At 68.6% G+C, this 23,505-nt stretch carries 19 protein-coding genes; 3 read left to right on the forward strand and 16 right to left on the reverse strand.

Annotated features, from left to right (window positions below):
• Positions 1 to 13: 13 nt before the first annotated feature.
• Together NNJEOMEG_RS07470 and NNJEOMEG_RS07475 are read right to left on the reverse strand one after the other, a co-directional pair.
• A complete protein-coding gene (locus NNJEOMEG_RS07470; protein ID WP_173082918.1) occupies positions 14 to 862 on the reverse strand; it encodes a respiratory chain complex I subunit 1 family protein in 849 nt (282 codons plus the stop codon).
• The gene (locus tag NNJEOMEG_RS07475) at positions 862 to 2,808 is read right to left on the reverse strand and encodes an NADH-quinone oxidoreductase subunit 5 family protein (RefSeq protein WP_173082920.1); all 1,947 of its coding nucleotides are present in this window, start codon (positions 2,806 to 2,808) and stop codon (positions 862 to 864) included. The genes NNJEOMEG_RS07470 and NNJEOMEG_RS07475 overlap by 1 nt, the downstream gene beginning before the upstream one ends.
• 456 nt (positions 2,809 to 3,264) lie before the next feature.
• On the opposite strand from NNJEOMEG_RS07475, the gene NNJEOMEG_RS07480 reads away from it, so the two are divergent.
• Positions 3,265 to 3,852 carry a hypothetical protein gene (locus NNJEOMEG_RS07480; protein ID WP_173082922.1) on the forward strand — a complete coding sequence of 196 codons (588 nt, stop codon included), beginning with the start codon at positions 3,265 to 3,267 and terminating at the stop codon, positions 3,850 to 3,852.
• A gap of 80 nt (positions 3,853 to 3,932) precedes the next feature.
• On the opposite strand, the gene motA is transcribed toward NNJEOMEG_RS07480, so the two are convergent.
• Entirely contained in the window at positions 3,933 to 4,784 is an 852-nt protein-coding gene (gene motA / locus NNJEOMEG_RS07485) for a flagellar motor stator protein MotA (RefSeq protein WP_173082924.1), read from the reverse strand.
• A 393-nt stretch (positions 4,785 to 5,177) separates the two neighbouring features.
• Here motA and groES point away from each other — a divergent pair, with 393 nt between their 5' ends.
• Both groES and groL read left to right on the forward strand, forming a co-directional pair.
• Entirely contained in the window at positions 5,178 to 5,468 is a 291-nt protein-coding gene (gene groES / locus NNJEOMEG_RS07490) for a co-chaperone GroES (RefSeq protein WP_173082926.1), read from the forward strand.
• 43 nt (positions 5,469 to 5,511) lie between these two features.
• The gene (gene groL / locus NNJEOMEG_RS07495; protein WP_173082928.1) at positions 5,512 to 7,152 is read left to right on the forward strand and encodes a chaperonin GroEL; all 1,641 of its coding nucleotides are present in this window, start codon (positions 5,512 to 5,514) and stop codon (positions 7,150 to 7,152) included.
• A gap of 325 nt (positions 7,153 to 7,477) precedes the next feature.
• Here the strand turns inward: groL and NNJEOMEG_RS07500 are convergent, their stop codons facing one another.
• The 13 genes from NNJEOMEG_RS07500 to NNJEOMEG_RS07560 all read right to left on the reverse strand — a co-directional run bounded on the left by NNJEOMEG_RS07500 (position 7,478) and on the right by NNJEOMEG_RS07560 (position 23,503).
• On the reverse strand, positions 7,478 to 7,777 hold the full coding sequence (locus NNJEOMEG_RS07500) for a hypothetical protein (RefSeq protein ID WP_173082930.1): 300 nt from the start codon (positions 7,775 to 7,777) through the stop codon (positions 7,478 to 7,480).
• Positions 7,778 to 8,141: 364 nt separating this feature from the next.
• Complete coding sequence (locus NNJEOMEG_RS07505) at positions 8,142 to 8,606, reverse strand: DUF3795 domain-containing protein (RefSeq protein ID WP_173082932.1); 465 nt, start codon at positions 8,604 to 8,606, stop codon at positions 8,142 to 8,144.
• A 106-nt stretch (positions 8,607 to 8,712) separates the two neighbouring features.
• Complete coding sequence (locus tag NNJEOMEG_RS07510; protein ID WP_173082934.1) at positions 8,713 to 9,435, reverse strand: OmpA/MotB family protein; 723 nt, start codon at positions 9,433 to 9,435, stop codon at positions 8,713 to 8,715.
• A gap of 125 nt (positions 9,436 to 9,560) precedes the next feature.
• On the reverse strand, positions 9,561 to 10,205 hold the full coding sequence (locus NNJEOMEG_RS07515; RefSeq protein WP_173082936.1) for a potassium channel family protein: 645 nt from the start codon (positions 10,203 to 10,205) through the stop codon (positions 9,561 to 9,563).
• Between the two features lie 19 nt (positions 10,206 to 10,224).
• Entirely contained in the window at positions 10,225 to 12,018 is a 1,794-nt protein-coding gene (locus NNJEOMEG_RS07520) for an LIC_10190 family membrane protein (protein WP_173082938.1), read from the reverse strand.
• Between the two features lie 3 nt (positions 12,019 to 12,021).
• A complete protein-coding gene (locus NNJEOMEG_RS07525; RefSeq protein WP_173082940.1) occupies positions 12,022 to 13,407 on the reverse strand; it encodes a hypothetical protein in 1,386 nt (461 codons plus the stop codon).
• A 25-nt stretch (positions 13,408 to 13,432) separates the two neighbouring features.
• On the reverse strand, positions 13,433 to 14,476 hold the full coding sequence (locus tag NNJEOMEG_RS07530) for an efflux RND transporter periplasmic adaptor subunit (protein ID WP_173082942.1): 1,044 nt from the start codon (positions 14,474 to 14,476) through the stop codon (positions 13,433 to 13,435).
• 146 nt (positions 14,477 to 14,622) lie between these two features.
• Positions 14,623 to 16,776 carry an ATP-binding response regulator gene (locus NNJEOMEG_RS07535; RefSeq protein WP_173082944.1) on the reverse strand — a complete coding sequence of 718 codons (2,154 nt, stop codon included), beginning with the start codon at positions 16,774 to 16,776 and terminating at the stop codon, positions 14,623 to 14,625.
• Positions 16,766 to 18,565 carry a HAMP domain-containing protein gene (locus NNJEOMEG_RS07540; RefSeq protein ID WP_173082946.1) on the reverse strand — a complete coding sequence of 600 codons (1,800 nt, stop codon included), beginning with the start codon at positions 18,563 to 18,565 and terminating at the stop codon, positions 16,766 to 16,768. The genes NNJEOMEG_RS07535 and NNJEOMEG_RS07540 overlap by 11 nt, the downstream gene beginning before the upstream one ends.
• 21 nt (positions 18,566 to 18,586) lie before the next feature.
• Positions 18,587 to 20,185 carry a tetratricopeptide repeat protein gene (locus tag NNJEOMEG_RS07545; RefSeq protein WP_173082948.1) on the reverse strand — a complete coding sequence of 533 codons (1,599 nt, stop codon included), beginning with the start codon at positions 20,183 to 20,185 and terminating at the stop codon, positions 18,587 to 18,589.
• Between the two features lie 17 nt (positions 20,186 to 20,202).
• Positions 20,203 to 21,156 (reverse strand): type II secretion system F family protein, encoded by a 954-nt coding sequence (locus tag NNJEOMEG_RS07550; RefSeq protein ID WP_173082950.1) that lies wholly within the window; start codon positions 21,154 to 21,156, stop codon positions 20,203 to 20,205.
• 3 nt (positions 21,157 to 21,159) lie between these two features.
• Entirely contained in the window at positions 21,160 to 22,128 is a 969-nt protein-coding gene (locus NNJEOMEG_RS07555; protein WP_173082952.1) for a type II secretion system F family protein, read from the reverse strand.
• 4 nt (positions 22,129 to 22,132) lie between these two features.
• Positions 22,133 to 23,503, reverse strand: a complete 1,371-nt coding sequence (locus NNJEOMEG_RS07560; RefSeq protein WP_173082954.1) for a TadA family conjugal transfer-associated ATPase — start codon at positions 23,501 to 23,503, stop codon at positions 22,133 to 22,135.
• Positions 23,504 to 23,505 lie beyond the last annotated feature (2 nt).

Below are 23,505 nucleotides of genomic sequence, written 5' to 3' on the forward strand. Positions count from 1 at the left end.
TTTCCTCCCGGGGTTAGCCGGCGTACAGCCAGAGCAGGTTGAGCACCGACAGGGCCAGACCCCAGCCCCAGACCGTCTTGAGCATCCACTTGTAGTTCATGCGGGCGGTCACGTTGTCGATGAGAAGCTCGGCGAAGTAGGTCACGGCCAGCAGGATGACGCATCCCCAGAAGCTGGTGGTCCAGAACAGGGCGCACAGCCCCAGGACGAAGATCACGTCGTACCAGTGGGCGATCTCGATCATGGCCAGCTGCGGCCCGGAATACTCCGTGAGCACGCCGCGCACGATTTCCTGGTGCGCGTGGTGGCAGGCGGAGATGTCGAAGGGCGATTTGCGCAGCTTGATGGTCAGGGCGTAGCCCAGCACGATGAACATCAGCGGCAGCTGATAGAGCAGCGGCTTGGAGAGCCCGAAGGCGTCGGACACCTTGAAGCTGCCCGTGACCATTGCGATGGCCACGAACACCAGGATGATCAGGGGTTCATAGGTGAGCATGGTCACCAGTTCGCGCTGCGCGCCGATCTGGGCGTAGGGCGAATGGGTGGAAAGCGCGCCCATGACGAAGAACACCGCGCCGATGGTCATCACGAAGAAGATGAGCAGCAGGTCGGAGCCCATGAAGAACAGGAACACCGTCAGGGCGGAGCTGATGAGGTAGACCCACACGGAGAGGATCTGCCAGGGGTTCATGGTCATGGGCGATTTGCCCAGGAGCTTGAACACGTCGTAGAAGGGCTGGAGGATCGGGGGGCCGTAGCGCGACTGGAGCCGGGCGGTGATCTTGCGGTCCAGGCCGGCGATGAGGCCGCCCACGATCGGGGCCAGGATCACGGCGACGGTGGCGAGCAGGAGCTTACCCATTAGATGACCCCTCCCAGCAAGAGGCCCAGCATCACCGCGAGGAGGACGCAGGCCACCATGTTGATGGGCCCGGACAGGCGCTCCTCGCCGAACAGCCAGGTCAGGTAGAAGTTTCCGGCCGAGTAACCCACGGAGGCGCCGCCGGTGCTCGTGAAGGCGTTGTCGTCAGCCTTGGTCTGGGCGCCGCAGAGGTAGGGGCCCACGTAGCTGGCGGGGTCGGCCTTCCGGGCGGCCTTCCAGGCGAAGTAGAAGCCCACGCCCAGGATCAGGAACAGGGGGTAGATGTAGAACACGCCCTGGGCGCTCACGAAGTTGAAGGCGTCCAGCACGTAGCCGGCGGCCTTGTGGGAGCTTCTCACCGCGGGTTCGATGAGCCCGCCGTAGAGGAAGGGCACGAAGAGCGAGAGCAGCACCGCGCCCCAGGCCAGCAGCACCAGAGGAGCGCGCACCACGGAAGCCTGCGGTTCGGGGGCCACGCCCTTGGGGTACGGGGTGGAGAGCAGGATGCCTGCCCAACGCGCCCAGAACATCACGGTGAGGCCCGAACCCAGGGCCAGCATGATGGTCACGGGCATGTAGCGCATGGCGGCCGCGCTTTCGATGGCCATCCACTTGCCCAGCAGCACGCCGAAGGGGGGCAGCAGCATGGTGAGCACGCCCACCAGGGCCACGATGGTGGTCTTGGGCATGACCATGTAGAGCCCGCGCATGTCTTCGATGTCGCGCGAGCCGATCTTCTGCTCGATGGTTCCCACGCAGAGGAACATGAGGGCCTTGCTCACGGCGTGGAAGATGATGATCACGATGGCGGCGGTGATGGCCTGCGGGTTGTTGATGCCCGCGCAGGCGATGATCAGGCCCAGGTTGGCGATGGTGGAGTAGGCCAGCACCTTCTTGCCGTTGGACTGTCCCACGGCCAGGGCCGAGGCCGTCAGGAAGGTGAAGGCGCCGAACATGGCCAGCATGCCCGAGAGCATGGTGCCCGCGTAGGCGGGGGCCAGGCGCAGCACCAGGTAGACGCCGGCCTTGACCATGGTGGAGGAGTGCAGCAGGGCCGAGACGGGCGTGGGGGCGACCATGGCGCCGCACAGCCAGCTCTGGAAGGGCACCTGGGCGCTCTTGGTGATGCCCGCGTAGCACAGCATGAACATCGGGATCAGCGCGGCGGCTCCGGCGGCGGAGAAGCCGGGCTTGAGAAGCTCGGAGAGGTACAGGGGGTTGCCGGCCTTCTGCATGAAGATCAGGGCGAAGACGAAGGCCACGCCGCCGGTCATGTTCATCCACAGGGCGCGGGTGGCGTTCTTCACGCTGGTCTCGTCGCCGTCGTGGGCGATGAGCATGAAGGAGCAGAAGGTGGTCACTTCCCAGAAGAAGTAGAGCCAGAGGAGGTTGTTGGCCAGCACGAGCCCGTTCATGGCCCCCAGGAAGGCCACCAGGAAGAAGAAGAACCTGGGCTGCTTGGTCTTGGGCAGGTGCAGATGCTCCTCATGCTCGGGCATGTAGCCAAGGGCGTACACGCAGATGAGCGAGCCCACGATGGAGATCACCAGCACCATGATCAGCGACAGCTTGTCGGCGAACATGGCCGGCGCGGCCGCGGGGGCCGAGTGGTCCATCATGAAGAATTCGAGGTAGACGAGGCCGATGATCTGGGCCGCGGTCAGAAGAGACACCAGAGGGCTCTTGAGCTTGGTCATGGCCATGACCAGGATGACCACGAGCAGGGCGAAGTCCAAAAGCATGATCAGCCCGTCGAGCCCCACGCCTATCAGGCTTTTGGGGGAGAACTCGAACGAGCCCTGCCCGACCATGGCCAGGGATGCCGCGGCAAGGATCACCGCGGAACCGATCACGATCAGGCTTCTGGAGCCCTTGTCCCGAAGCAGCAACAGGGCGATTGCTGCCAGGAACGGGAGCACCACGGTCGTGAAAACCAAGATGTCCATATTCACCTCACGTTAGGTTGTGTCGAGTCAATTGCCTCTCCTCGAGCTCATCTGTCTGGAGCGGACACACCTCCCTTGTGCGTGTTGAAAGTACACCGGCCCCCCCGGCCGGCAGGCAGTGAAATCTTTGTCTCAGAGCTTAACTGGCAGTCTTAAGGAATTGAAATTCCTTGGTCAAGCGGCGTCGAAAAACGCACGAGCCCGCCCCGGGCCAGAATCCACGCCCATCCAGCCCCTGGGCCCCTTCATGAGCGGTCGTTTTCTTTCGGTGAACGGTATGATCCAGCCGGTCAACGGGCGGACCAAAACGGCGATACTGCGGAAAACCACCGAAAAACCCTTGGCTACCAGCAAGATAGGAATTGCCCCCCCCTTTGCCTGCCGTTGCAAAATGCGCTATGAGCCCCTACCGGCCCATGCCGGATTCCGCCCCGGCACGGTCCGGCGGGAGGCGTGATGGACGACAACGACTACCGGGTTACCTTCCGCATCGAGGTGGACGAGACCATCGTTCTGGAGCTGGCCGTATGGTTGCGCCGCGCCAACCAGTTGGGACGCGTCCACCTGCGCGACCTGGGCGACCCCAAGATGGCCCAGGGACGCCCGCCCTTCCCCCGCATCGAGGACATCTCCTCCACGGGCATGTGCCTGTCGTTCAAGTCGTCGCAACTGGTGGAGGTTGAGAAGTTCGCGGGCGTGGCCGTGCTGGTCTACTTCAAGCTCGTGGACCCCACCGACATGATGGGCGACCCCCTGAGCTTCATGGCGGGCTTCGAGGTGAAACACGCCCAGCACCACGGCGACCGCACCTTCCTGGGCCTCAAGCTGCGCTGGGACGGCGTGCCCGACCAGAACGACAAGGCCCTCTATTTCGCCGACGCCGCCAAGTACGGCATCGCCGACCTCACCAAATGGTGCGACGAGATGAACCGCAAGGTCTGCGGCATGGAGCACATGCCCCCCCAGGGCCTGCGGCTCGACAGGCTCCTGCGCGAAGTGGAGGCCGCCCGCAAGCCCCTGGGCCAGGCCTGCCCCACGCGCTGACCCCGCCGTCTCGAAACGCCAAGACCCCGGAACCTGGGTTCCGGGGTCTTGGCGTTTCCGGGGCAAGGGGGCGCGGGCCGCTAGCCCTTCTTCATGCCCTCTTCCAGCTCTTCCATGGAAGGCTGCACGTTGGAGGGGATGGCCCGGCGGGCATACTCCACGGCCAGGATGGGGGCCAGCCCTATGGAATAGCCCATGAGCGCGCTCTTCACCACCTTGAGCCGTGCGGCCTTGGCCTCGGCCTGGTGTTCCAGGTTGGTGGCCATGGGGCCGATGAAGCCGTAGCACATGAGCACGCCCAGGAACGTGCCCACCAGGGCCGCGCCGATGTGGTTGCCCAGCACTTCGGGGGGCTGGTTGATGTCGCCCATGGTGATGACGATGCCCAGCACCGCGGCCACGATGCCCAGGCCCGGCAGGGCGTCGGCGATCTTGGTGACGGCGCTGCCCGCCAGGGTGTCGTGGTGTTTGCGGGTGGAGATGTCGGTGTCCATGATCGCTTCGTAGTGGTGCTGCTCGATGTTGCCCGCGATGACGATCTTCAGGTTGTCGCAGATGAAGTTGAGCACGGTCTTGTTCTTGGAGACGTTGCCGAAGCGGCGGAACACGTCGGAATCGGTCGGGCGGTTCACGTGGGCGTCCAGGGCCACCGCGCCGGAGCGCCGGGCCATCTGGAAGAGTTCGTACATGAGCGAGAGCAGCTCCATGTAGAAGTCCTTGGAGTCCTCCTTGGCCGTGAACACCTGGGGCAGGTGCTTGAACACGTCCTTTACCACGCTCATGGGCGAGGCGATGAGGAAGGAACCCAGGGCCGCCCCGCCGATGGTCAGGAACTCGTAGGGCTGAAAAAGCACGAAGAGCTTGCCGTGGGAGAGCACGTAGCCCCCGATCACGGAACCCAGCACGACGACGAAACCGATGATGGCGTTCATAAGCCCCGCCCCTCCAGGCGAGTGGTGCGTGACGGCGCGAGGCCACGTTGCCCGGCGGGAGGTGTCCGCCGGACGGCCGTCAGGGACAAATCGGCCGGTTTCCTACATCCCTGGAAGACGGATCAAAGTCAAGCGCGCGTGTCCTGGCGCGGATTCGTCGAGGCGACCGCCCAGGCGGCGCTGGCACGCCCCGAAGCCGCGAGCGGGAGCCGACTCGGCGCCGCCCTGCCCTGCCTGGGCAAAAAAAATCATGCTTTTTTCGATTTCCCCCTCTTCCCTGGTTGGCTTTTCGGATTATTGTCCGTATCACGCTTCCGGCGTTAGCACTCACCACCGGCGAGTGCTAGCACGCCGAATCCAGCACAAACCATCTCGTTGAAGGAGCATACCCACATGAAGCTGAAGCCGTTGAACGACCGCGTTCTGGTGAAGCGCCTCGAAGAAGAAATGGTGACCAAGGGCGGCATCATCATCCCCGACTCCGCCAAGGAAAAGCCCATGCGCGGCGAGGTGATCGCCGTGGGTCCCGGCAAGGTCGGCGACGACGGCAAGCGCTGCAAGCCCGCCGTGGAGAAGGGCGACAAGGTCCTCTTCAACAAGTACGCCGGCACCGAGATCAAGATCGAGGGCGAAGAACACCTCATGATGCGCGAGGACGACATCCTCGCCGTCATCGAAGACTAGTTTTCCCCCTCAACCCACATTTCCCTCAAGGAGAGACACACACATGTCCGCCAAAGAGATCCTCTACGACGCCCAGGCCCGCGAAAAGCTGAAGAAAGGCGTGGACAAGCTCGCCAACGCCGTGAAGGTCACTCTCGGCCCCAAGGGCCGTAACGTGGTCATCGAGAAGAGCTTCGGCTCCCCCGTCATCACCAAGGACGGCGTGACCGTGGCCAAGGAGATCGAACTCTCCGACAAGTTCGAGAACATGGGCGCGCAGATGGTCAAGGAAGTCGCCTCCAAGACCTCCGACGTGGCCGGCGACGGCACCACCACCGCCACCATCCTGGCCCAGGCCGTGTTCCAGGAAGGCGTGAAGCTCGTGGCCGCCGGGCGCAACCCCATGGCCATCAAGCGCGGCATCGACAAGGCCGTCGAAGCCATGGTCGCCGAGCTGGGCGTGCTTGCCAAGCCCACCCGCGACCAGAAGGAGATCGCCCAGGTCGGCACCATCTCCGCCAACTCCGACGCCACCATCGGCAACATCATCGCCGAGGCCATGAACAAGGTCGGCAAGGAAGGCGTGATCACCGTCGAGGAGGCCAAGGGCCTGGAGACCACCCTGGACGTGGTGGAAGGCATGCAGTTCGACCGCGGCTACCTCTCCCCCTACTTCGTCACCGACCCCGAGAAGATGGTCTGCGAGCTCGACGACCCCTTCATCCTGATCAACGAGAAGAAGGTCTCCTCCATGAAGGACCTCCTCCCCGTGCTGGAGCAGGTGGCCAAGATGGCCAAGCCCCTGCTGATCGTGGCTGAAGACGTCGAGGGCGAGGCCCTGGCCACCCTGGTGGTCAACAAGCTGCGCGGCACCCTGCAGGTCTGCGCCGTGAAGGCCCCCGGCTTCGGCGACCGCCGCAAGGCCATGCTCCAGGACATCGCCATCCTCACCGGCGGCCAGGCCGTCTCCGAAGACCTGGGCATCAAGCTCGAGAACATCGGGCTGGCCGACCTGGGCCGCGCCAAGCGCGTGGTGATCGACAAGGAAAACACCACCATCATCGACGGCGCCGGCAAGGCCGAGGACATCAAGGCCCGCGTGAAGCAGATCCGCGCCCAGATCGAGGAGACCACCTCCTCCTACGACCGCGAGAAGCTCCAGGAGCGCCTGGCCAAGATCGTGGGCGGCGTCGCCGTGATCAACGTCGGTGCGGCCACCGAGACCGAGATGAAGGAGAAGAAGGCCCGCGTCGAGGACGCCCTGAACGCCACCCGCGCTGCCGTTGAAGAAGGCATCGTCCCCGGCGGCGGCGTGGCCCTGGTGCGCTGCCTGAAGGCCCTGGACAAGGTGAAGGCCGTCGACGACGACGAGACCGCCGGCATCGAGATCGTGAAGCGCGCCTGCGAGGCGCCCCTGCGCCAGATCTCCGGCAACGCCGGCTTCGAAGGCTCCATCGTGGTGGCCAAGGTGGCCGACGGCAAGGACGGCTTCGGCTTCAACGCCGCCACCGGCGACTACGAAGACCTGATCAAGGCCGGCGTCATCGACCCCAAGAAGGTCACCCGCATCGCCCTGCAGAACGCCGCCTCGGTCTCAGGCCTGCTGCTCACCACCGAGTGCGCCATCGCCGAGAAGCCCGAGCCCAAGAAGGACATGCCCGCCATGCCCGGCGGCGGCATGGGCGGCATGGGCGGCATGTACTAGGCCCACGCCTGGAACAAGCCAACCAACGCTGAATGACGAGGCCCCGGACCGCAAGGTTCGGGGCCTTTTTGCATCGCCCCCCGCGTGCCATCACGGGCTGCGCATGCGGGGTGACCACTGTGTTGTCCGGATCAATTGCGGGACGGTTGCATTCGCAAACTACCGAAACGTTTGTCGCGAGACGGCGAACAGCTTTGTCTGATCATCAGTTCGTCATCCCGGCGTGGCGCACCGATGACTCCGCGAAGATTTCACGCAACTCTGAAGCCTTGTGCCCCCTCCAGCATGACGCGCTCCACCGACCACTTCACCACACCGACTGTCTTCATTTGTTTGGATAGAGCCACGCATTCAAAAGACCAAAAAAGAAGAACACTCCAGCAAGAATTCGTTGATGATAATGAGCCGCAACAACAAACAACGCAAAACAACCACTCACAACGACGAACCACACCGCGCGCTTGAAAAACATCGGGTATTTGACGGCAATGCCAGCCATGCCAAAGTATGCGACACCGCTCAACAGCTTAAAAACCACGAACACCACGAAAGATATAATCGCCAGCGAAAGGCACAGCCCGACAAGAAAAAGCGGGTTGTCCGTCAAGGAAATCGTAATATTCACAACAATTCTCCCATTACACGTTCAACAAATCACTGCATTGAAACGCCTACTAACCACACGCCATGACAACTGAGCCATTCCCCACATCCTGAGGAGAGCATCGCCTGCAAGCCGCGTTCGCGATTCGACACATTGGCCGCCAAACGCGTCTTCCAGGCCGGACGCTTTCAATCACACCGTCTCCGCCCCGAACCCACCGGGAAAACCACTCCCCGACAACCTTCACACGTCCCAAACCGCGTTCGGTCGCGACTCCGCGACAAACAGTGCGGAGGCCGTAACGTCCACTCTGATGCCGAACGTAGGAAGTTGCAGAATCAGAGCAGTGCGATGGATATCAGCTGAAGACGCCGAATCCCCGCCCCTACCCGGGATACCTGGGCTCGCCCTCCTGCTCCTCAAGAAAGCGCTCCACGCCCACGGCCTTCATCCGGCCGTTCTTGGCCAGCCACGCCGCGCGCAGCTTTTCCATGCCCGCGAACTGCGCCGCGCAGGGGTAGTCGGCGCACTGGAAACAGAAGTCCACGCCGCGTTCCTTCACGCAGTCCCTGGCCAGGCAGTTGGAGAGCGGGCAGCGCGTGCCCTCCTCCCGGCATCCCGGACAGGCGGGGCGCGAAAGCTCCTCCAGCACGGCCTCGAAGCGGGGGTAGTCCGCCAGCACGGGAACCTCTTGCGCGCGCATCCGCGCGAGCCGTCCATAGCCCCCCATGAGCTCCCGCAGCCGACCGGCCAGTTCCCCGATCTCGCCATGCCGGAACACGGCGCAGCGTGCGCAGTCCAGTCCGCAGGGCGCGAGCAGGAGCGCGCGCGGCGTAGGGCGGTCGTTCATGGTTCTTCCCTCCTTGCCCGCCCCGCTCCACAGCCGGGAGCTTCACCGCCAGGGCCGGGACGCGTCCCGCGCGGCGGATCGGGCGTTGCCCCGACGTCTGCCCGGCCTACGGGGCCTTCTGGCCAGGGGGCGGGGTTTGCGCTGGGGCCGGAGCCGTGAGGCGCATGCACTCCTGGTCCGTCACCAGGATCTGCACGCGGCGGTTCTTGGCCTTGCCCGCCTCGGTGTGGTTGTCGGCCACGGGGTCGTACTCGGAGCGACCGGCCGCGAAGAAGCGCGTGGACGCGATGCCGCCCTTGCCCGAGAGGTAGCGGACCACGGAACAGGCCCGGCCCGTGGAAAGCTCCCAGTTGGAGGGGTAGATGTCGGTCTGGATGGGCACGGAGTCCGTGTGGCCCACGATGGTGAAGGGGCGGTTCTCGATGCGCGCCAGGGCGCGGGCGGTCTTGGCCAGCACCTCCTCGCCCTCCTTGGTGATCACGGCGCTGCCCGAGGGGAAGAGCACCTGCTCGAGGAAACGGATCTCCAGGCGCGTGCCCTCGCGCTCGATGCAGATCTCCTGCGAGCGCACCTGGGGCTCCAGGGTGCGCACAAGCTCGTCGTAGGCGTGGTCCATCTGGCGGGCGCTCTCCAGGGCCGAGGCCGCCTGCGCGGGGTCCGGCGCGGGGGCGTCGGGCTGGCGGGGCGCGCCCAGCACGTCCAGGGCCCACTGCCGGGCGGCCTCCTGGGCGGGGCGCACGTCGAAAAGCTCGGTGGCGATGAACAACGTGGCCAGCACCGGAATGAGCGCCATGAGGGTGAAGGCGATCTTCCTGCTTCGCGTGGGCATGGGGCACCTCCGGGATGCGCGGGCCGGGGGATCGGCCTCCGGTCCGGTCTTGCGCGCACCCTAGGGCCAACGCGGGAGCGCTGTAAAGCGGCAATGGCGTTGCGAAAGTCCGTCGCGGTTAGGCTCTACTGCTGGTCGCCCACGTCGCGGCCTTGCTGGAAAAGCTTATTGAGGAGGTAGGCCACCACCAGGGCGAAGTAGAACTGCCCGAACACCGCCTGTGAGACGCACAAGCGCTGTGCAAGGGTGGACACGGGAGCGGCGTCGCCGTAGCCCACGGTGGTCATGGTGGAGAAGCTCAGGTAGATGAGGCTGTCCATCAGCCGTTCCGGCCTGGCGGGCAGCAGGAAGGAGCCCGGCGCGGCGTTCTCCACCAGCGTGTAGAGCAGTGCGAAGAAGTAGCCCACGAGCATGTAGCAGTTCACCAGCGCGAACACCTCCCGCCTGGAGACCTCCCGGGAGGTGAGCACGAAGGCGATGGTGGAGCTGACCCCGTAGGCCAGGCAGATGAGCCCCGACACGCAGAACATGGCGGAGAGAAGGACCTGATGGAAGGCGTCGTGCCAGGCCAGCAGGTAGAACACCGTGCTCACGCCCAGCAGAGCCGTCTGGATGGCGTTGCGCGTGGAGGAAAGCAGCGCCACCAGGAACACCACCACGAAGAAGAGCGCGCTCTCCAGACGGTAGGGCAGGTGCCCGCCCAGCACCAACATGCCCGTGAGCAGGAGCATGCTGAGGAACTCGCGGTGGGCCTTGATGAGGTGGATCATGCCGGATCTCCTGGGCGGCTCAAGGGACCGGGGGCCTGCCCATGCCCTCGGGCCAGGCGATGCGCTCGCCCTTGATGCGCCTGGGATAGGGCGTGCAGGGCAGGGGCGCGTTCCAGCACATGTCGGTGTCGAGGGGCGCGAGCACGTCCACCGTGCGATCGCGGCCGCGTGCCGTCACGGTCTCGTAGGCCGGGCGGGGGAACGCGTCGCGCAGGGCGGCGGGCGCGGAGACGTCGGCGCGGAACGTGGTGGGACAGTTGAGCCAGGCGAAGGCCAGGGCCGCCGCAAGGGCCGCCGTCGGCAGCCCCGCCGCGAGGATGCCGCCCGTGGACGCCAGGAGCGCCAGGCACGCTGCCAGGAATCCGGCCTGGAGCACGTCGATGAAGCGGGGGTCCGGCGCGCCCAGGAACCACCAGACGATGGAGGCGGCCATGCCCAGCGCGCAGAGCGTCTCCAGGCGCACGCGCCCGGCCAGGGTCGCCAGGAGGCCCGCCGCCGCGCCCGGTTCCGTCTCCTTGCGCCGAGACGGGGCCGCCAGCGCCAGCGCCGCGCGCAGACCAAGGACGCCAAGCCCCCACCACACGGCCTGCACGCCCGGCTGGCCCCGGTTGGCGTTCCACCACGCGGGGAGCCAGGCCTCCAGCCCCCTGCCCAGCACCTCCGGAGGCGTCCTGCCCGGGGCGCGCGCCCAGGAGAGAATCCAGTTCCAGGTGTGGTTCACCAGGTCTGCGCGGTCCACGGCCCAGGGCACGTCCAGGCGCGCCACGGGCACGGGGTAGAAGAGCCAGCCCGTGGCCAGCACGTTGCGCCCCAGGTAGGCGGCCACGGCGGCCACGGCCGGGAGGAGGCCCCAGGCCAGCAGCCTGCCCCGGAGCACGCCGCCCTTCCAGGCCGCCAGCAGGAAGGGCGCGCCGAAGAACACCACGGCCGGGGCCATGGAAAGCTTCACCGTGAGGGCCGTCACCGAGGCCCACAGGGCCAGCCAGCAGGGCAGTAGGCATCCCGCGCGCCCGAGGTCCGCCAGCCGGGCGGCTGGTGCGCGCAGAAGCTCCAGGGCGGCCAGCAGGGCCAGCAGCTGCGGGGTTTCGTCGTAGCCCAGCGAGGGCATGGCCTCCAGGCAGCGCCAGGCCACGTAGGGCAGCGCGGCGGCGGCGAAGGCTCGCGCGCGGACGGGGCTCGCCTGGTCCAGGGCCGTGAAGGCAAGGTGCGCCACGGCCAGCAGCCGGAAGAACGCGGCCGCGCCCCAGGCCGAGTCGCCGGGAAAGAAGAGCCCGTCGAAGAGCGCGGCGTGCAGGAAGAAGACCGAGTTGAAGCCCAGGCGGTCGTGCAGGTTGGCGATGCCCGTGACCAGGGGGTGCTCGGCGGCCCAGCGCACGGAATGCAGGTGATAGAGCCCCGTGTCGCCAAGCACCGGGCGGCCCAGTGCGGTCTGGGCCACGGCGTCCGCCAGGGCCAGGGCCAGGACGCTCAGCAGCCAGGCCCAGGCGCGGCCCGGCCCGCCGCCCGGAAGGAGCCGGGCAGCCCCCGCGCCGCGTCGGGCCGCCAAGAGGAAGACGAACCCCGCCACGGCCAGTGCGGCAGTGAGCCAGCGCGCGGCCCCTGCCATGGAGCAGACGAAGGATGCCAGGGGCAGAAGCGTCAGCTCGAGGCAGACCCCGGCCAGCAGGAGGCGCGGGATGTCCCAGCCGCCTGCGCGGTCCGGCTCGGGCACGCCCGCCGCGCCGGGCCCCGGAGGGACCAGGCGCGCCACCAGCCCGCCCAGCCCTGCCGCCACGGCAAACTGAAGGAGCGTCAGGGCCAGCGCGCCAGCCATGGTCTAGCTGCCGTCCCCTGCCCCGTCCGGTCCGCCGCGACGCGCTCCGGCCAGGGTCTCGCGCAGAGCCCGGACCACCCGGGGCGTCGCGTCCCGGACCAGGGGGGCCAGCAGGTACAGCCCCGTCGCGCCGAAGAGCGCGATGAGCCACCAGCCGTACGGCAGGGGGTCGAGCTTGAAGACGAAGGGGGTGAAGAGCGTGCTGTACTCCGGGGCGTACCAGCAAAGCACCTCGAAGGCGTAGTTGTTGAACCAGCAGATGGACTGCACGGCCCTGTCGCCGAAGACCACGCCGCTCAGGGCCACCCACACGGAAAAGGCCGTGGCCAGGGCGGTCATGGCGGTCCGCCACGGGGTCGGGTCGGCGGAGCCCCCGCCGGACGCTCCCGGGGCGGCCAGCGCCGTACCCAGGGCCAGCGCCGCCGGAAAGCAGGCAAACAGGAAGAAGCGCGGCCCCCAGCAGAGCCCGCCGTACCAGGCCCACCACTTGGCGTAGACCAGCGCCTCCCCGGCCACGAAAAGAACCATGGCGGTCCACAGGGGCGCGGGGTCGAAGCCCCGCACGGGCCTGGGGCGGAAGAAGAGCCCCGGCACGAAGAACAGCAGGCCCTTGCCGAAGGAGAACAGGATGGAGAGGAGCCCCAGCGCGAAGGGGTAGCTGAAGCCCGGCAGCCCGGAATAGGGCATGAAGGTCTTGATTCCGGCGTTGCCCTCATAGCCCGTGGCCAGGCCGCCGTTGCGCAGCCAGACCTCCGCCGCCATGAGCAGCGCCGCCCCGGCCGGGGCCAGCAAGTGCCGCCAGTCGCGCCGCAGCCAGGCGGCATGCAGGGCGCTAAGCCCCAGCCCAGCCAGCACGGCCGGGGTGTTGGCCGCGCCCAGGACCGCCAGGGCCCACCCGGCCAGGGGGCTGCCCTGGTGGACGAGCACGAGCCCCGCGCAGACCAGCACGGCGGTGAAGACTTCGCCGAAATAATTGTTCACGAGGTTTGTGAACATGGAGCCGCACAGAAGCAGAAGCACCATGTTCAGGGCGGCCTCCTCGCCCAGGGGTCGGCACAGGCGGCGGTGCAGAAAGGCCAGCCCCGCCAGGAAGAGGCCCAGGTTGAAGCGGGTGAAGAGCGCCCCGTCCAGGCCCAGGAACCTGTCCAGCAGCAGGAAGGGGGCGGAGGCCAGGGGCATGAGCGAGGAATAGATCATGCCCGTGGAGCGTCCCTCGTCCAGGAGGGTCAACAGCCAGCGGTAGCGCAGCAGGCCGTCGGAATCGACCTTGTAGTGGACCAGGGCCAGCGACACGGCGGCCGCCAGGGCCAGGAGGCGTCCCGCAGTCAGGCGCGCCGCCGGGGCGATCCCGAGGCGATCCGGGGCGTGTTGGCTCGGAAGGAAGGGCACGAGGTGCGGCGCGGCCGTGTTCCGGTCAGTTCCTGGGGGTGTCGGGGACGGTCACTACGATGTCGCCGCGCATGCCCACCTTGAGCGTCAGCCCTGGGTTGGGCAGCGAAAGCTGCACCTCGAAGTGGGAGGGCAGCTGGGTCTCCTGCTGCTCGGCCGTGACGTTGATCTGGGTGATGACGGCCTCGCGCGCCTCGCCGGGCATGGACTCGAAGGTGACCCGGGCCTTGTCGCCCACGCGCAGCTGGGGGATCTTGCTCTCGTGCACCAGGGCGCGGATGATCAGGGGGTCCAGGGTGCCCAGCTGGAAGAGGCGGGTGAGCTTGTTGAAGACCATGCCGGGCTTCACGTCGGGATTGATCCAGAGGATGTGCCCGTGCCCGGGGGAGGAGATGGCCGTGACGTTCTTGATGGACTGGCTGTCCTTGGACTTGAAGCCGTAGCGCATGCGGGCCATGTCGCGCCGGAATTTGCCGGACTCTTCCTCGAGCTTCAGGGCCTCTTCCAAATACCGCACGCGATAGGTGAGCACGTCAATCTCGCGCACGATCTGGGCCTGCTCCTGGGGGGCCACGGTGCCCCTGGCCACGCGCTCAACGACGCCCTTGAGCTTGTTGCGCCAGGACTCCAGGTCGGTGAGCGCGCGCTGGAGGTCGGCACGGAAGGCCAGTTCGGAGGTGCGGTAGACGCCGCCCTGCTCCGCGATGAGGAAGTCGCGCGGGATGGTGTATTCCATGAGCCATTCGGTGGGCACCACCCTCTGGCCGATCTGCACAAGCACGCGCAACACGGTGATGGGGCCATCGATGTAGGGCGTGCCCCCCCCCATTTCGTCATCGCGAACCTCTTTGCCGGCGTTCTTGGCCTCCTGCTTTCGTTTTTCCTTTTCCGCATTGTAGGCGTCGGCCTGCTCCTTGGTGGCATGGGGGGTGTAGACGTCGTACATGTCGGGCGAGGCGGTCTTGCCCTGGAACGTGATCACGGCCGCCTGCGCCGCAGTCGCGGCGAGGGCCAGGAACGCGGCCGCCAGGGCCAGGTGCGGCAAAGATTCGCGGAAGGGTCGGGGCATGGGGTCTCCGGCTGTCGCGCGGCGGGGGCCGGCGCGGCGGATTGGATTTCCGGCGGCCGGTCCGGCACTCCGTCGGGGAGGCCCGGCCCACGGCGCAACCTGTTACGTTAGTCCAACGGGATGTCGTTGTCCAGAAGGCCCCGGTTTCACTCCTCGGGCCGGACGCGGGGCTCTTCGGGAGCGCCCAGTACCTCCTCGAGGACTCGCTCCAGCTGGCCGGGAGACACGGGCTTGTTGATCACGGCGCGCACGCCCGCCCGGGCCAACTCCTCCGGGGAGGCGCTGTCGCCGTAGCCGCTCACGAGCACAGCCGCAAGACCGGGCCGCAGCGCCGTGGCCGCGCGGGCCAGTTCGAGCCCGCTCATGCCGGGCATGGCCAGGTCGGTGACGAGCAGGTCGCAGCAGGAGGGGTCGGCCTCGATGCGCGCCAAGGCGGCGTTGGGCGCTTCCAGGCCTTCGGCGCTCCAGCCGAGGCCGCGCAGCATCTCCACGCCGATCTCCACCAGGGCGGGCTCGTCGTCCACCACCAGGGCGCGGCCCTTGCGGCCCGAGGGGGCCTTGGGCGCGGGGGCCGCATCCAACGCCGGGCTCTCTGCCACCAGAGGGAAATACACGTCGAAGACGCTGCCCAGCCCCGGCTCGCTGGAGACCGAGATGCACCCCCCGTGGCGGCGCACCACCCCGTGCACCACGGCCAGCCCCATGCCCGTGCCTTCGCCGGGCTTCTTGGTGGTGAAGAAGGGGTCGAAGATGCGCTCCAGCTGCCCGGCCGGGATGCCGTGGCCGTTGTCCTGGACGCGCAGGCGCAGGTAGGGTCCCGGCCCTGGGCAGCCCAGGCGGGAGGATTCGGTCTGGTCCAGGTCCATGTCGTCCAGGCAGATTTCCAGGCGTCCGTGCCCGTGGCCCATGGCGTGGGAGGCGTTGCCGCAGAGGTTCACGAGCACCTGCTCGACCTGGGTGCGCTCGCCCAGGATCACGTCGCGCCGGGCGCGGCGCTTCACGTCGATGGCGATGCTCGCGGGAGTGCTGGCGCGGATGAGCTTCATGAGCTCCTCCACCAGCGGCGTGAGGGCGAGCGGGCGCATGAGGCTGTCCCCGCCCTTGCCGAAGGCCATGATCTGGGCCACCAGGTCGCGGGCGCGGCGGCAGGCGTCCAGGATCTGGCCCAGGCGGCGCTGCTGGCTGCCGCCCGGCTCGGCCTGGGCGGCCATGAGCTCCGAGAAGCCCATGATGATGCCCAGGATGTTGTTGAAATCGTGGGCGATGCCACCGGCCAGGGTGCCCAGGGCCTCCATCTTCTGGGAGTGGCGAAGCTGGGTCTCCATGCGTTTGTGGTCGGTGATGTCGTGGGCCACCAGCACCGTGAGGGGCTGGCCCGCCGCGTCCTCGGGCACGCGCGCCGCCGTGACCAGGAACACGCCGCCAAGGGCCGGCAGGGAGACCTCCGCCGCCTGGCCGGTCTCCACGGCCTGGGGCAGCATGTCGCGCACCGCCTGGCCGCCCTCCGTGCCGAAGAGGGACTCCATGGGCACGCCCACCAGGTCGCGCGGGTGCTTGCGCGAGATGCGCGCCGCGGCCATGTTGATGCGCCGGATGCGGAAGGCGTCGTCCAGGTGCACGATGGCGTCCTGCACGCTGTCGAAGGTGGCCTCCCACTCGCGCTTGGCCACCAGGATGAGGCTGGCGGTGTGGTCGCGCTGGACCATTTCCTCCTGGAGCCTGCGGTTTGCCAGGGCCAGGTCCTGGGTGCGCTCCTCCACCATGGCCTTGAGGCGCTCGTTGAAGGCGCTCTGCTCGCGTTCGGCGCGCCACTTGGCCCCGAGGCTTCGTGCGAACTGGAGGATCTCTTGCGGGTGGAAAGGCTTGCGCAGGTAGAGCAGACGGTCCGCCGGTGGCACGCGCCGGGCGATGTCCTGGGCGTCGAGTTCCGAAAAGGCCGTGACCACCACGATCTGCACCCCGGGGTCCGCCGCGCGGATGCGCTCGGCGGCCCAGATGCCGTCGGGACCGGGCGGCATGCGCACGTCGAGGAAGACCATGGCGTAGGGCCTGCCCTCGGATACGGCCGACTCCACGGCCGCCACGGCATCGACGGCCTGGGAGACCAGGGTCAGCTCGCAGGGGCGCGAATCCTCCCGGCCTTGGCCTTCGGCCCCGAAGAGGCGGCGTTCCAGGTCGTCGAAGCGGCGGTCCGGGCCGTCTTCCGGGTCTCCGGCGAGAATCTCCCGGAACAGCTCCCGGATGGAGGGCTCGTCGTCTGCCACGAGGATGCGGGGCGTCAGGCTGTCTTCACGGGGCATGGTCTTCTCCGTCGGTGGCGTCCAGAGGCAGGAGCAGGTCGATGACCACGCGCCGGGCGGGTTCCTCCGCGCGCACGCGCAGGGCCCCGTCCATGGCGTTCATTGCGTTGGCGCACCAATGGGGGGAGCGCATGCCGTCGGGCGCCTGGCGGTCCATGACCAGGAGCGCCCCTGGGTCCCGCAGGTTCTCCAGGTCCAGGCGCAGCCGGGCGAAGCGGCCACCGCCTGGCCCCACCTCCACGCCGCCCGAGGCGAGGATCCGGGCGCGGCCAGCCTCGGAAGCACCACTCGCGGCCAGAACGAGCAGGGTTTCGACCACCAGGCGCAGGCCCTGGGGGTTGCCGCGCGAGGGAGGAACGCTGTCCAGAGAGGGGTCGGTCGAGAAGTCCAGGTTTCCGTCCAGCTCCGCTGTCAGTCCGGCCGCCGCGTCGAGCAGGGCCTGGGCCGGGTCCAGGGGCTCCACCCGGCGCGAGGCCAGGGCCATGGCGTCGTAGGCCATCAGGATGGCCTCCACCCGGGCGAAAAGCTCGCCCAGGCGCGAAGCGCCCTGGTCGCCCTCCTCCAGGGCCTGACGGGCGCGCTCCAAGCCCATGCCCAGGTAGGCTCCCAGATCGGCGCGACGCCCCGCGTCCGACGGGTCCGCCTCCAGTTCGCGGACGGCGCGGGCGAGGTTCTCCCAGGACACGCCCCGGGCTCCCCGGCGCTGGGTCTCCAGGAGTCCTGGCAGGGGGGCCAGGGCGTTGCGCAGTTCGTGGAGCACCCCCGCCGCCGCCTCGGCCATGCCCAGCCGGAAGGCCTGGTGGGCAAGTTCCCGGTGCAGGGCCTGGATTTCCGCGAGCATGGCGTCGAACTCACGGCTCAGCAGTCCGATCTCGTCGGCACGTGTGGAGCCGGTTCGCGCGCCGAGGTCCCGCTCCTGTCGCACACGGCGCACGTGGCGGGTGAAGCGCTCCAGAGGCGAGCCGATCTGGGCGTCCAGGACCGCAAGGAGAACCAGCAGCAGAAGCGCCCCGGCCAGGATGCCCGAGGCGGCCCCCATGCGCGCCGCGGCCCGGCCGCGCTCGCCCAGGGTCTCGGGCAGGCTCGCCCGCGCCAGCAGCCCGGGGCCGGTCCCGGCAGGCGCGGACAGCAGGGCGTAGGCGTGCACGTAGCCGTCCCTGGCGCTCATCCACGATCGGGCGCCGCCGGCCAGGGCTGCCAGGGCCTCGCGCTCCGGGGGGGCAGCCCGGTCGGGCTCGGCCGGATACAGGGTCAAGGATGCCGGGGCGACCGACGCCGCGCGGTCGCCGCCATCCAGGGCCTGGGCCAGGAGAACCCGCCCCCCCGGCCCGCCGCGAAATGCCGCAAGCAGAGGACGGCCGTCGGCCCACAAAAAGCCCGACGCGACGGACCCCGCGGCGGGTGTCTCCAGGAGCGCGGCAAGGTCCTTCGGAGTGGCCGGGGCCTGGACCTCGCCTGCGGCCGGGATGCCGCGCACCGTGCCCGGAGCGCCCGGGCGGCGCCAGGCAGCGTAGCGGGGGGCGTCGGCCGCCAGGGCCTGGGCCATGCCCTGAACGAAGGCCGCATCCAGCGAGCCCGCGGCCTCCAGGGCGGCCAGCCCGGCGCAGGCCGAGGAGAGCCTGAGCGCCTCGCGCTCCAGGGATTCCACGGCGCGCCCGAGGTTCTCCTGGGCGCGCTCGTTCTCCAACTCGCCGAAGCGCGGATAGACCAGCGCGTCGAACACCGTGCCGTAGACCGCCACGTAGCAGACCAGCACCACCAGAAGCACCAGGACGATGCGCACGCGCACGGCGTTGTCCTCCCGCCGCGCCTACTTGCCCACCACCACGGCCAGGCCCTGGGGGATGGACTCGGCGGCGGGACGGCCCTGGGGCCTGGGCACGCCCTGCTTGTAGCGCACGCGCACCCACACGCCGTCGGCGCGCTCCTCGGCCGTGACGCGCTCCAAAAGCCCCCCCGCGCCGTAGTTGACCACCTGGCCCTGGAACCCCCAGGCCCCCGGGAGAATCAGGGTCAGGCCGTCGGCCGCGGCCTCCAGGCGCGCCTGGGCCGGGTCCACGGGGCCTCCGGCGGCCACCATGAGGCGGATCTCTCCGCCGGATTCCAGGCCCGTGACGTTGGTCACCACGCGCTTCGCGGGCTGGCCCGGGGCCTCGCCCGATGCGCCGGGCTGGACGCCGGGTGCTGCCGGGGGGACCGGGCCGGGCTGCACCTGCTCGATCTGGGGGCGCACGGCCAGGGACGGCAGCTGCCCCGGCTGGGGCTGGACGGCCTGAGGCTGGCCCTGCGCGGGCATCATGGGGACCACCTGGACCTGCCCAGGGACCTGGGCCGGGGCCTGTGCGGGCGGCTGGGCCCCCACGACCATGCCCGGGGGCAGCCCGGCGAACGGGGCCTCCTGGCCAGACCGCGCGGCGCGCACCCCCGGCGAGGCCTGTGACGCCCCGGCCTGGAGCGCCGCCTGGGGCTGGGGCGGGCCGGGGCGCGCGGCCAGCTCGTCGTTCAAGGCGCTCTCCTGAAGCGAGGGACGCGCGCCCTGTGGCTCCGGGCGCTGTGGCACGGGCTTGCCCATGCGTTGAAGATTCTCGGCGGCGGGCTTGTAAAGCCCGGAGGAAAGGGCCAGGGCCTTCTCGAAGCTCTCCTGGGCCTTCTGGGGCTGGCCTGCGTCCAGGAAGCAGCAGCCCAGGTTGTTGTGGGCTGCCGCGTCGCCCTCGGCCAGCCTGAACTGCTCGTAGGCCTCCGGGAAGCGGCCCAGGCGGCAGAGGGCCAGGGCCAGGTTGTTGCGGTGGCGGGGCAGGGGGTCCAGCGTCGCGGCCTGGCGCAGGGCCTCCTCGGCCTGGGCGTGGCGGCCCAGCATGTAGAGGGCCAGCCCCTTGTTGTTGAGGATGGACGCCTCGGGGCCGGCCAGCTCCAGGGCCTTGTCCAGCTCCGGCAAAGCCTCCTCCGCCCGCCCCTGGCGGTTGAGCGAAACGCCCAGGAGCGAACGGGCCAGCACCGAATCATCCCGCAGGGACAGGGAGCGGCGCAGATCCTTCTCGGCCAGGTCGTACCTTCCCAGGCGCAGGGCGGCGTAACCCGCCAGGAGCGCGATCTCGGAGGACTTGGGGTCGGCCTTGGCGGCCGCGTCCAGGGCCTGGAGGGCCTGCTCCCACTGCCCCATGGCCGAAAGCGCCCGGCCGGCCTTGAGCCCGGCCCGGCCCGGGGGCAGGCCCGCGCGCCCGGCCTGGAGGTAGAACTGGGCCGCCGCGTCGGGGCGGCCGTCGCGCAGGGCCTGGTCGCCCTGCTGCTCCAGGCCCTCTGGGCTTCCCGGGGCGTCCGGGCGCGAGGCCTTGCCCGGGAAGGTGCACCCGCCGGCCAGGACGGCCAGCAGGAGGACGGCGGACAGGGCCACGGAAAGACGCACGGACATGGAACCTCCTGGCGGGCTCAGCGCAGCGAGCCGCCCATGACGGTCATCAGGCGGATGACGCCCGGACCCACGATGACGATGAACAGCGGGGGCAAAATGAAGAAGATGAGCGGCAGCAGGAGCTTCACCGGCAGCTTGGCCGCCTTCTCCTCGGCCAGCTGGAAGCGCTTGGTGCGCATGGCGTCGGCGTAGACGCGCAGGGTCTGGGCGATGGACGTGCCGAACAGATCGGACTGGATGAGCAGGGCCGTGAGGCTGTTCACGTCGTCGATGCCGATGCGCCAGGCAAGGTTTTTCAGGGCGTCGCGGCGCGACTTGCCCGCGCGCAACTCCAGGTTGAGCTGCCGGAACTCCTCGCTCATTTCGGGGTAGCCCGCGCGCAGTTCGGAGCTCACGCGGAACACCGCCTGGTCCAGGCCCATGCCCGCCTCCACGCAGACCACCAGAAGGTCCAGGGCGTCGGGCAGGGCGTTGCGGATGGCCTTGCGGCGCTTTGCGCCCGCCATGCGCAGCCAAAGTGTGGGCAGGTAGAGCCCCAGGCCCGGCAGCATGAGATAGGCCAGGGCCTTGATCTGGGCGAGAGCCTCGGCCAGGACGGTGGCGTGGACCAGGGCCGCCATGCCCAGGCCGCCCAGGGCCAGGCCCATCTTGAAACCCCAGAACACCGTGAAGGCCGAGGCTTTGCGGAAGCCCGCGCGGATGAGTTCCACGCGCACCTCGGAGATCTCCTCGGGCTTCTTGGGCGCAAAGAGCTGCCCCACGCGGCCCACGGCGTCCAGAAGCCCGCGCGCGAGGCCCGGCCCCGCCTGCTGGCCGCTCCCCGGCTTCTTCTCGTCCAGGCCGTAGCGGCCCTCGGTGCGGGCCAGCAGACGCTTGCGGCGCTCCCTGCGATCGGCCGCCAGAAACCACAGCCACACCCCGGCCAGGGCGGCCAGGGCGGCCAGGCTCGCGGCGAAGAGGTCGGTTTCCACGGCCTAGACCTTGATCTTGATCATCTGGGTGATGCTGAACACGCCCAGGGCCATCTGGAAGATGGCCCCGTAGAGCAGCGTGCGCCCCAGGCCCGGCTCCAGAAGCGCCCCCATGTAGCCCGGGTTGATCAAGTTGATCACCAGGGCGATGCCCGGGGGCATGCAGCAGAGGATCCAGGCCGCGAAGCGGCCCTCGGCCGAGAGCACGTTCACCCGGCCGCGCAGCTTGAAGCGCTCGCGGATGAGCCGGGAGATGTTCTCCACGATCTCGGCCAGGTTGCCGCCCGTCTCGCTCTGGATCTTGACGGAGACCACGAAGAACATCAGGTCCGGGCTGTTCACGCGCTGGGAGAGGTTGTCCAGGGATTCCTGGACGCTGCCGCCGAAGTTGATCTCCTCCAGGGTCTTGCCGAACTCTTCTCCGATAGGGTCCTCGAACTCTTGCTGGACCATGGTCAGGCCCGTGGGGAAAGTGTGTCCGGCCTTGAGCGCACGAGAGACCAGATCCAGGGCGTCGGGGAGCTGCTCCTCGAAGCGGGCGTTGCGCGCGTTGATGCGCCGGTTGATCCACCACGTGGGCAGCCAGCCCAGAGCGACGCCGAAGAGCGCGGGCACGAGCACCCCCTCGAAAAGCAGCCCGCCCAGGGCCGCGCCCAGCACGGCGATGGTCAGCGAGAGGAGCACGAACACGGAGAGCGGCGCGTTCACCCGGGCCTGGGCCAGCTTGCGGGCCATGCGCCCGGTCCAGCCCAGGCGGGCCAGGCCCTGGTCCAGCCATTCCACCTCGCTCAGGCGCTGCTTCTTGACGAGGATGGCCGGGGCCTCCACGTCGGGGCGCTCCTCCAGGGCCTCCAGGCGCTTGAGGGTGCGTTCCCGACGCTGGGCGCTGTCGCGCCCGAAGAGCACCAGCACCAGCACCCCCAGGTAGACGCAGGCCACCGCGACGGCCAGTGTGACGGGCAGCGGCGGCACGGGCTCACATCTCCAGGAGCACCCGGGGCGCGAAGAGGTTGCCGGGCAGGTTGATGCCCTTGGCGGACAGACGCTCGGAGAACTTGGGGCGGATGCCGCGCGAGAGGAACTGGCCGCGCACCTTGCCCTCAGCGTTCAGGCCCTTCTGCTCGAAGGCGAAGATCTCCTGCATGGTGATGATTTCGCCTTCCATGCCGGTGAGCTCCTGGAAGGAGATCATCTTGCGGCTGCCGTCGGAGAGCCGGGCGATCTGGATGATCACGTCGATGGCGGAGCTGACGTAACGCTTGAGCGAGAGGCTCGAAATGTTCAGCCCGGCCATGGCCACCATGGTCTCCAGGCGCATCAGGGCGTCGCGGGGGGTGTTGGCGTGGATGGTGGCCAGGGAGCCGTCGTGGCCGGTGTTCATGGCCTGGAGCATGTCCAGGGCCTCGCCGCCGCGCACCTCGCCGATGATGATGCGGTCGGGGCGCATGCGCAGGCAGTTCTTCACGAGGTCGCGCTGGGTGATCTCGCCGCGCCCCTCGATGTTGGCGGGGCGTGTTTCCAGGCGCACCACGTGCTCCTGCTTGAGCTGCAGCTCGGCGGCGTCCTCCACGGTGACGATGCGCTCGTGCTCGGGGATGAAGCGCGAGAGGCAGTTGAGCATGGTGGTCTTGCCCGACCCGGTGCCGCCGGAGATGAGAATGTTCAGCCTGGCCATGACGATGCCCTTGAGCAGCTCGCCCAGCTCCGGGGTGAGGGCCTTGAAGGCGATGAGGTCGTCGAGTTCCAGGGGGTCCTTGGAGAATTTGCGGATGGAGAGAGCCGGGCCGTCGATGGCCAGGGGCGGGATGATGGCGTTGACGCGCGAGCCGTCGGGGAGGCGCGCGTCCACCATGGGCGAGGACTCGTCCACCCGGCGACCCACGCGGTTGACGATGCGGTCGATGATCTTCTTGAGGTGGTCGTTGTCCTTGAAGCGCGCCCCGGTCAGCTCCAGGCGGCCCCGGCGCTCCACGTAGATGTGGCTGTAGGCGTTCACCAGGATGTCGTTGACGGTGGAGTCCTTCAGGAAGGGCTCCAGGGGGCCAAGGCCCATGATCTCGTCGTGCACCTCGTCCACGAGGCGCTCGCGCTCGGCCCGGTTGAGGGGCGCGTGGGCGAACTCGTCGCCCAGGAGTCCGTTGACCAGCCTGTTGATCTCGGACTTGAGGGCCGCCGGGTCCAGGGATTCCAGGAGGCTCAGGTCGATGACCTCGATGAGCCGTTCGTGCAGGAGCGTCTTGAGCTCGTAGTACTGGTCGCCCTGGGCGGCGGAGCGCTGAGGGTCGAGTTCGGGCGCGGCCGGGGCCTGGGCCTGGGCCGTGGGCCGGATGAGCTGGCGTCCCCGCATGG

It is taken from the genome of Fundidesulfovibrio magnetotacticus, from assembly GCF_013019105.1.
In the GTDB taxonomy this organism is placed as follows: domain Bacteria; phylum Desulfobacterota; class Desulfovibrionia; order Desulfovibrionales; family Desulfovibrionaceae; genus Fundidesulfovibrio; species Fundidesulfovibrio magnetotacticus.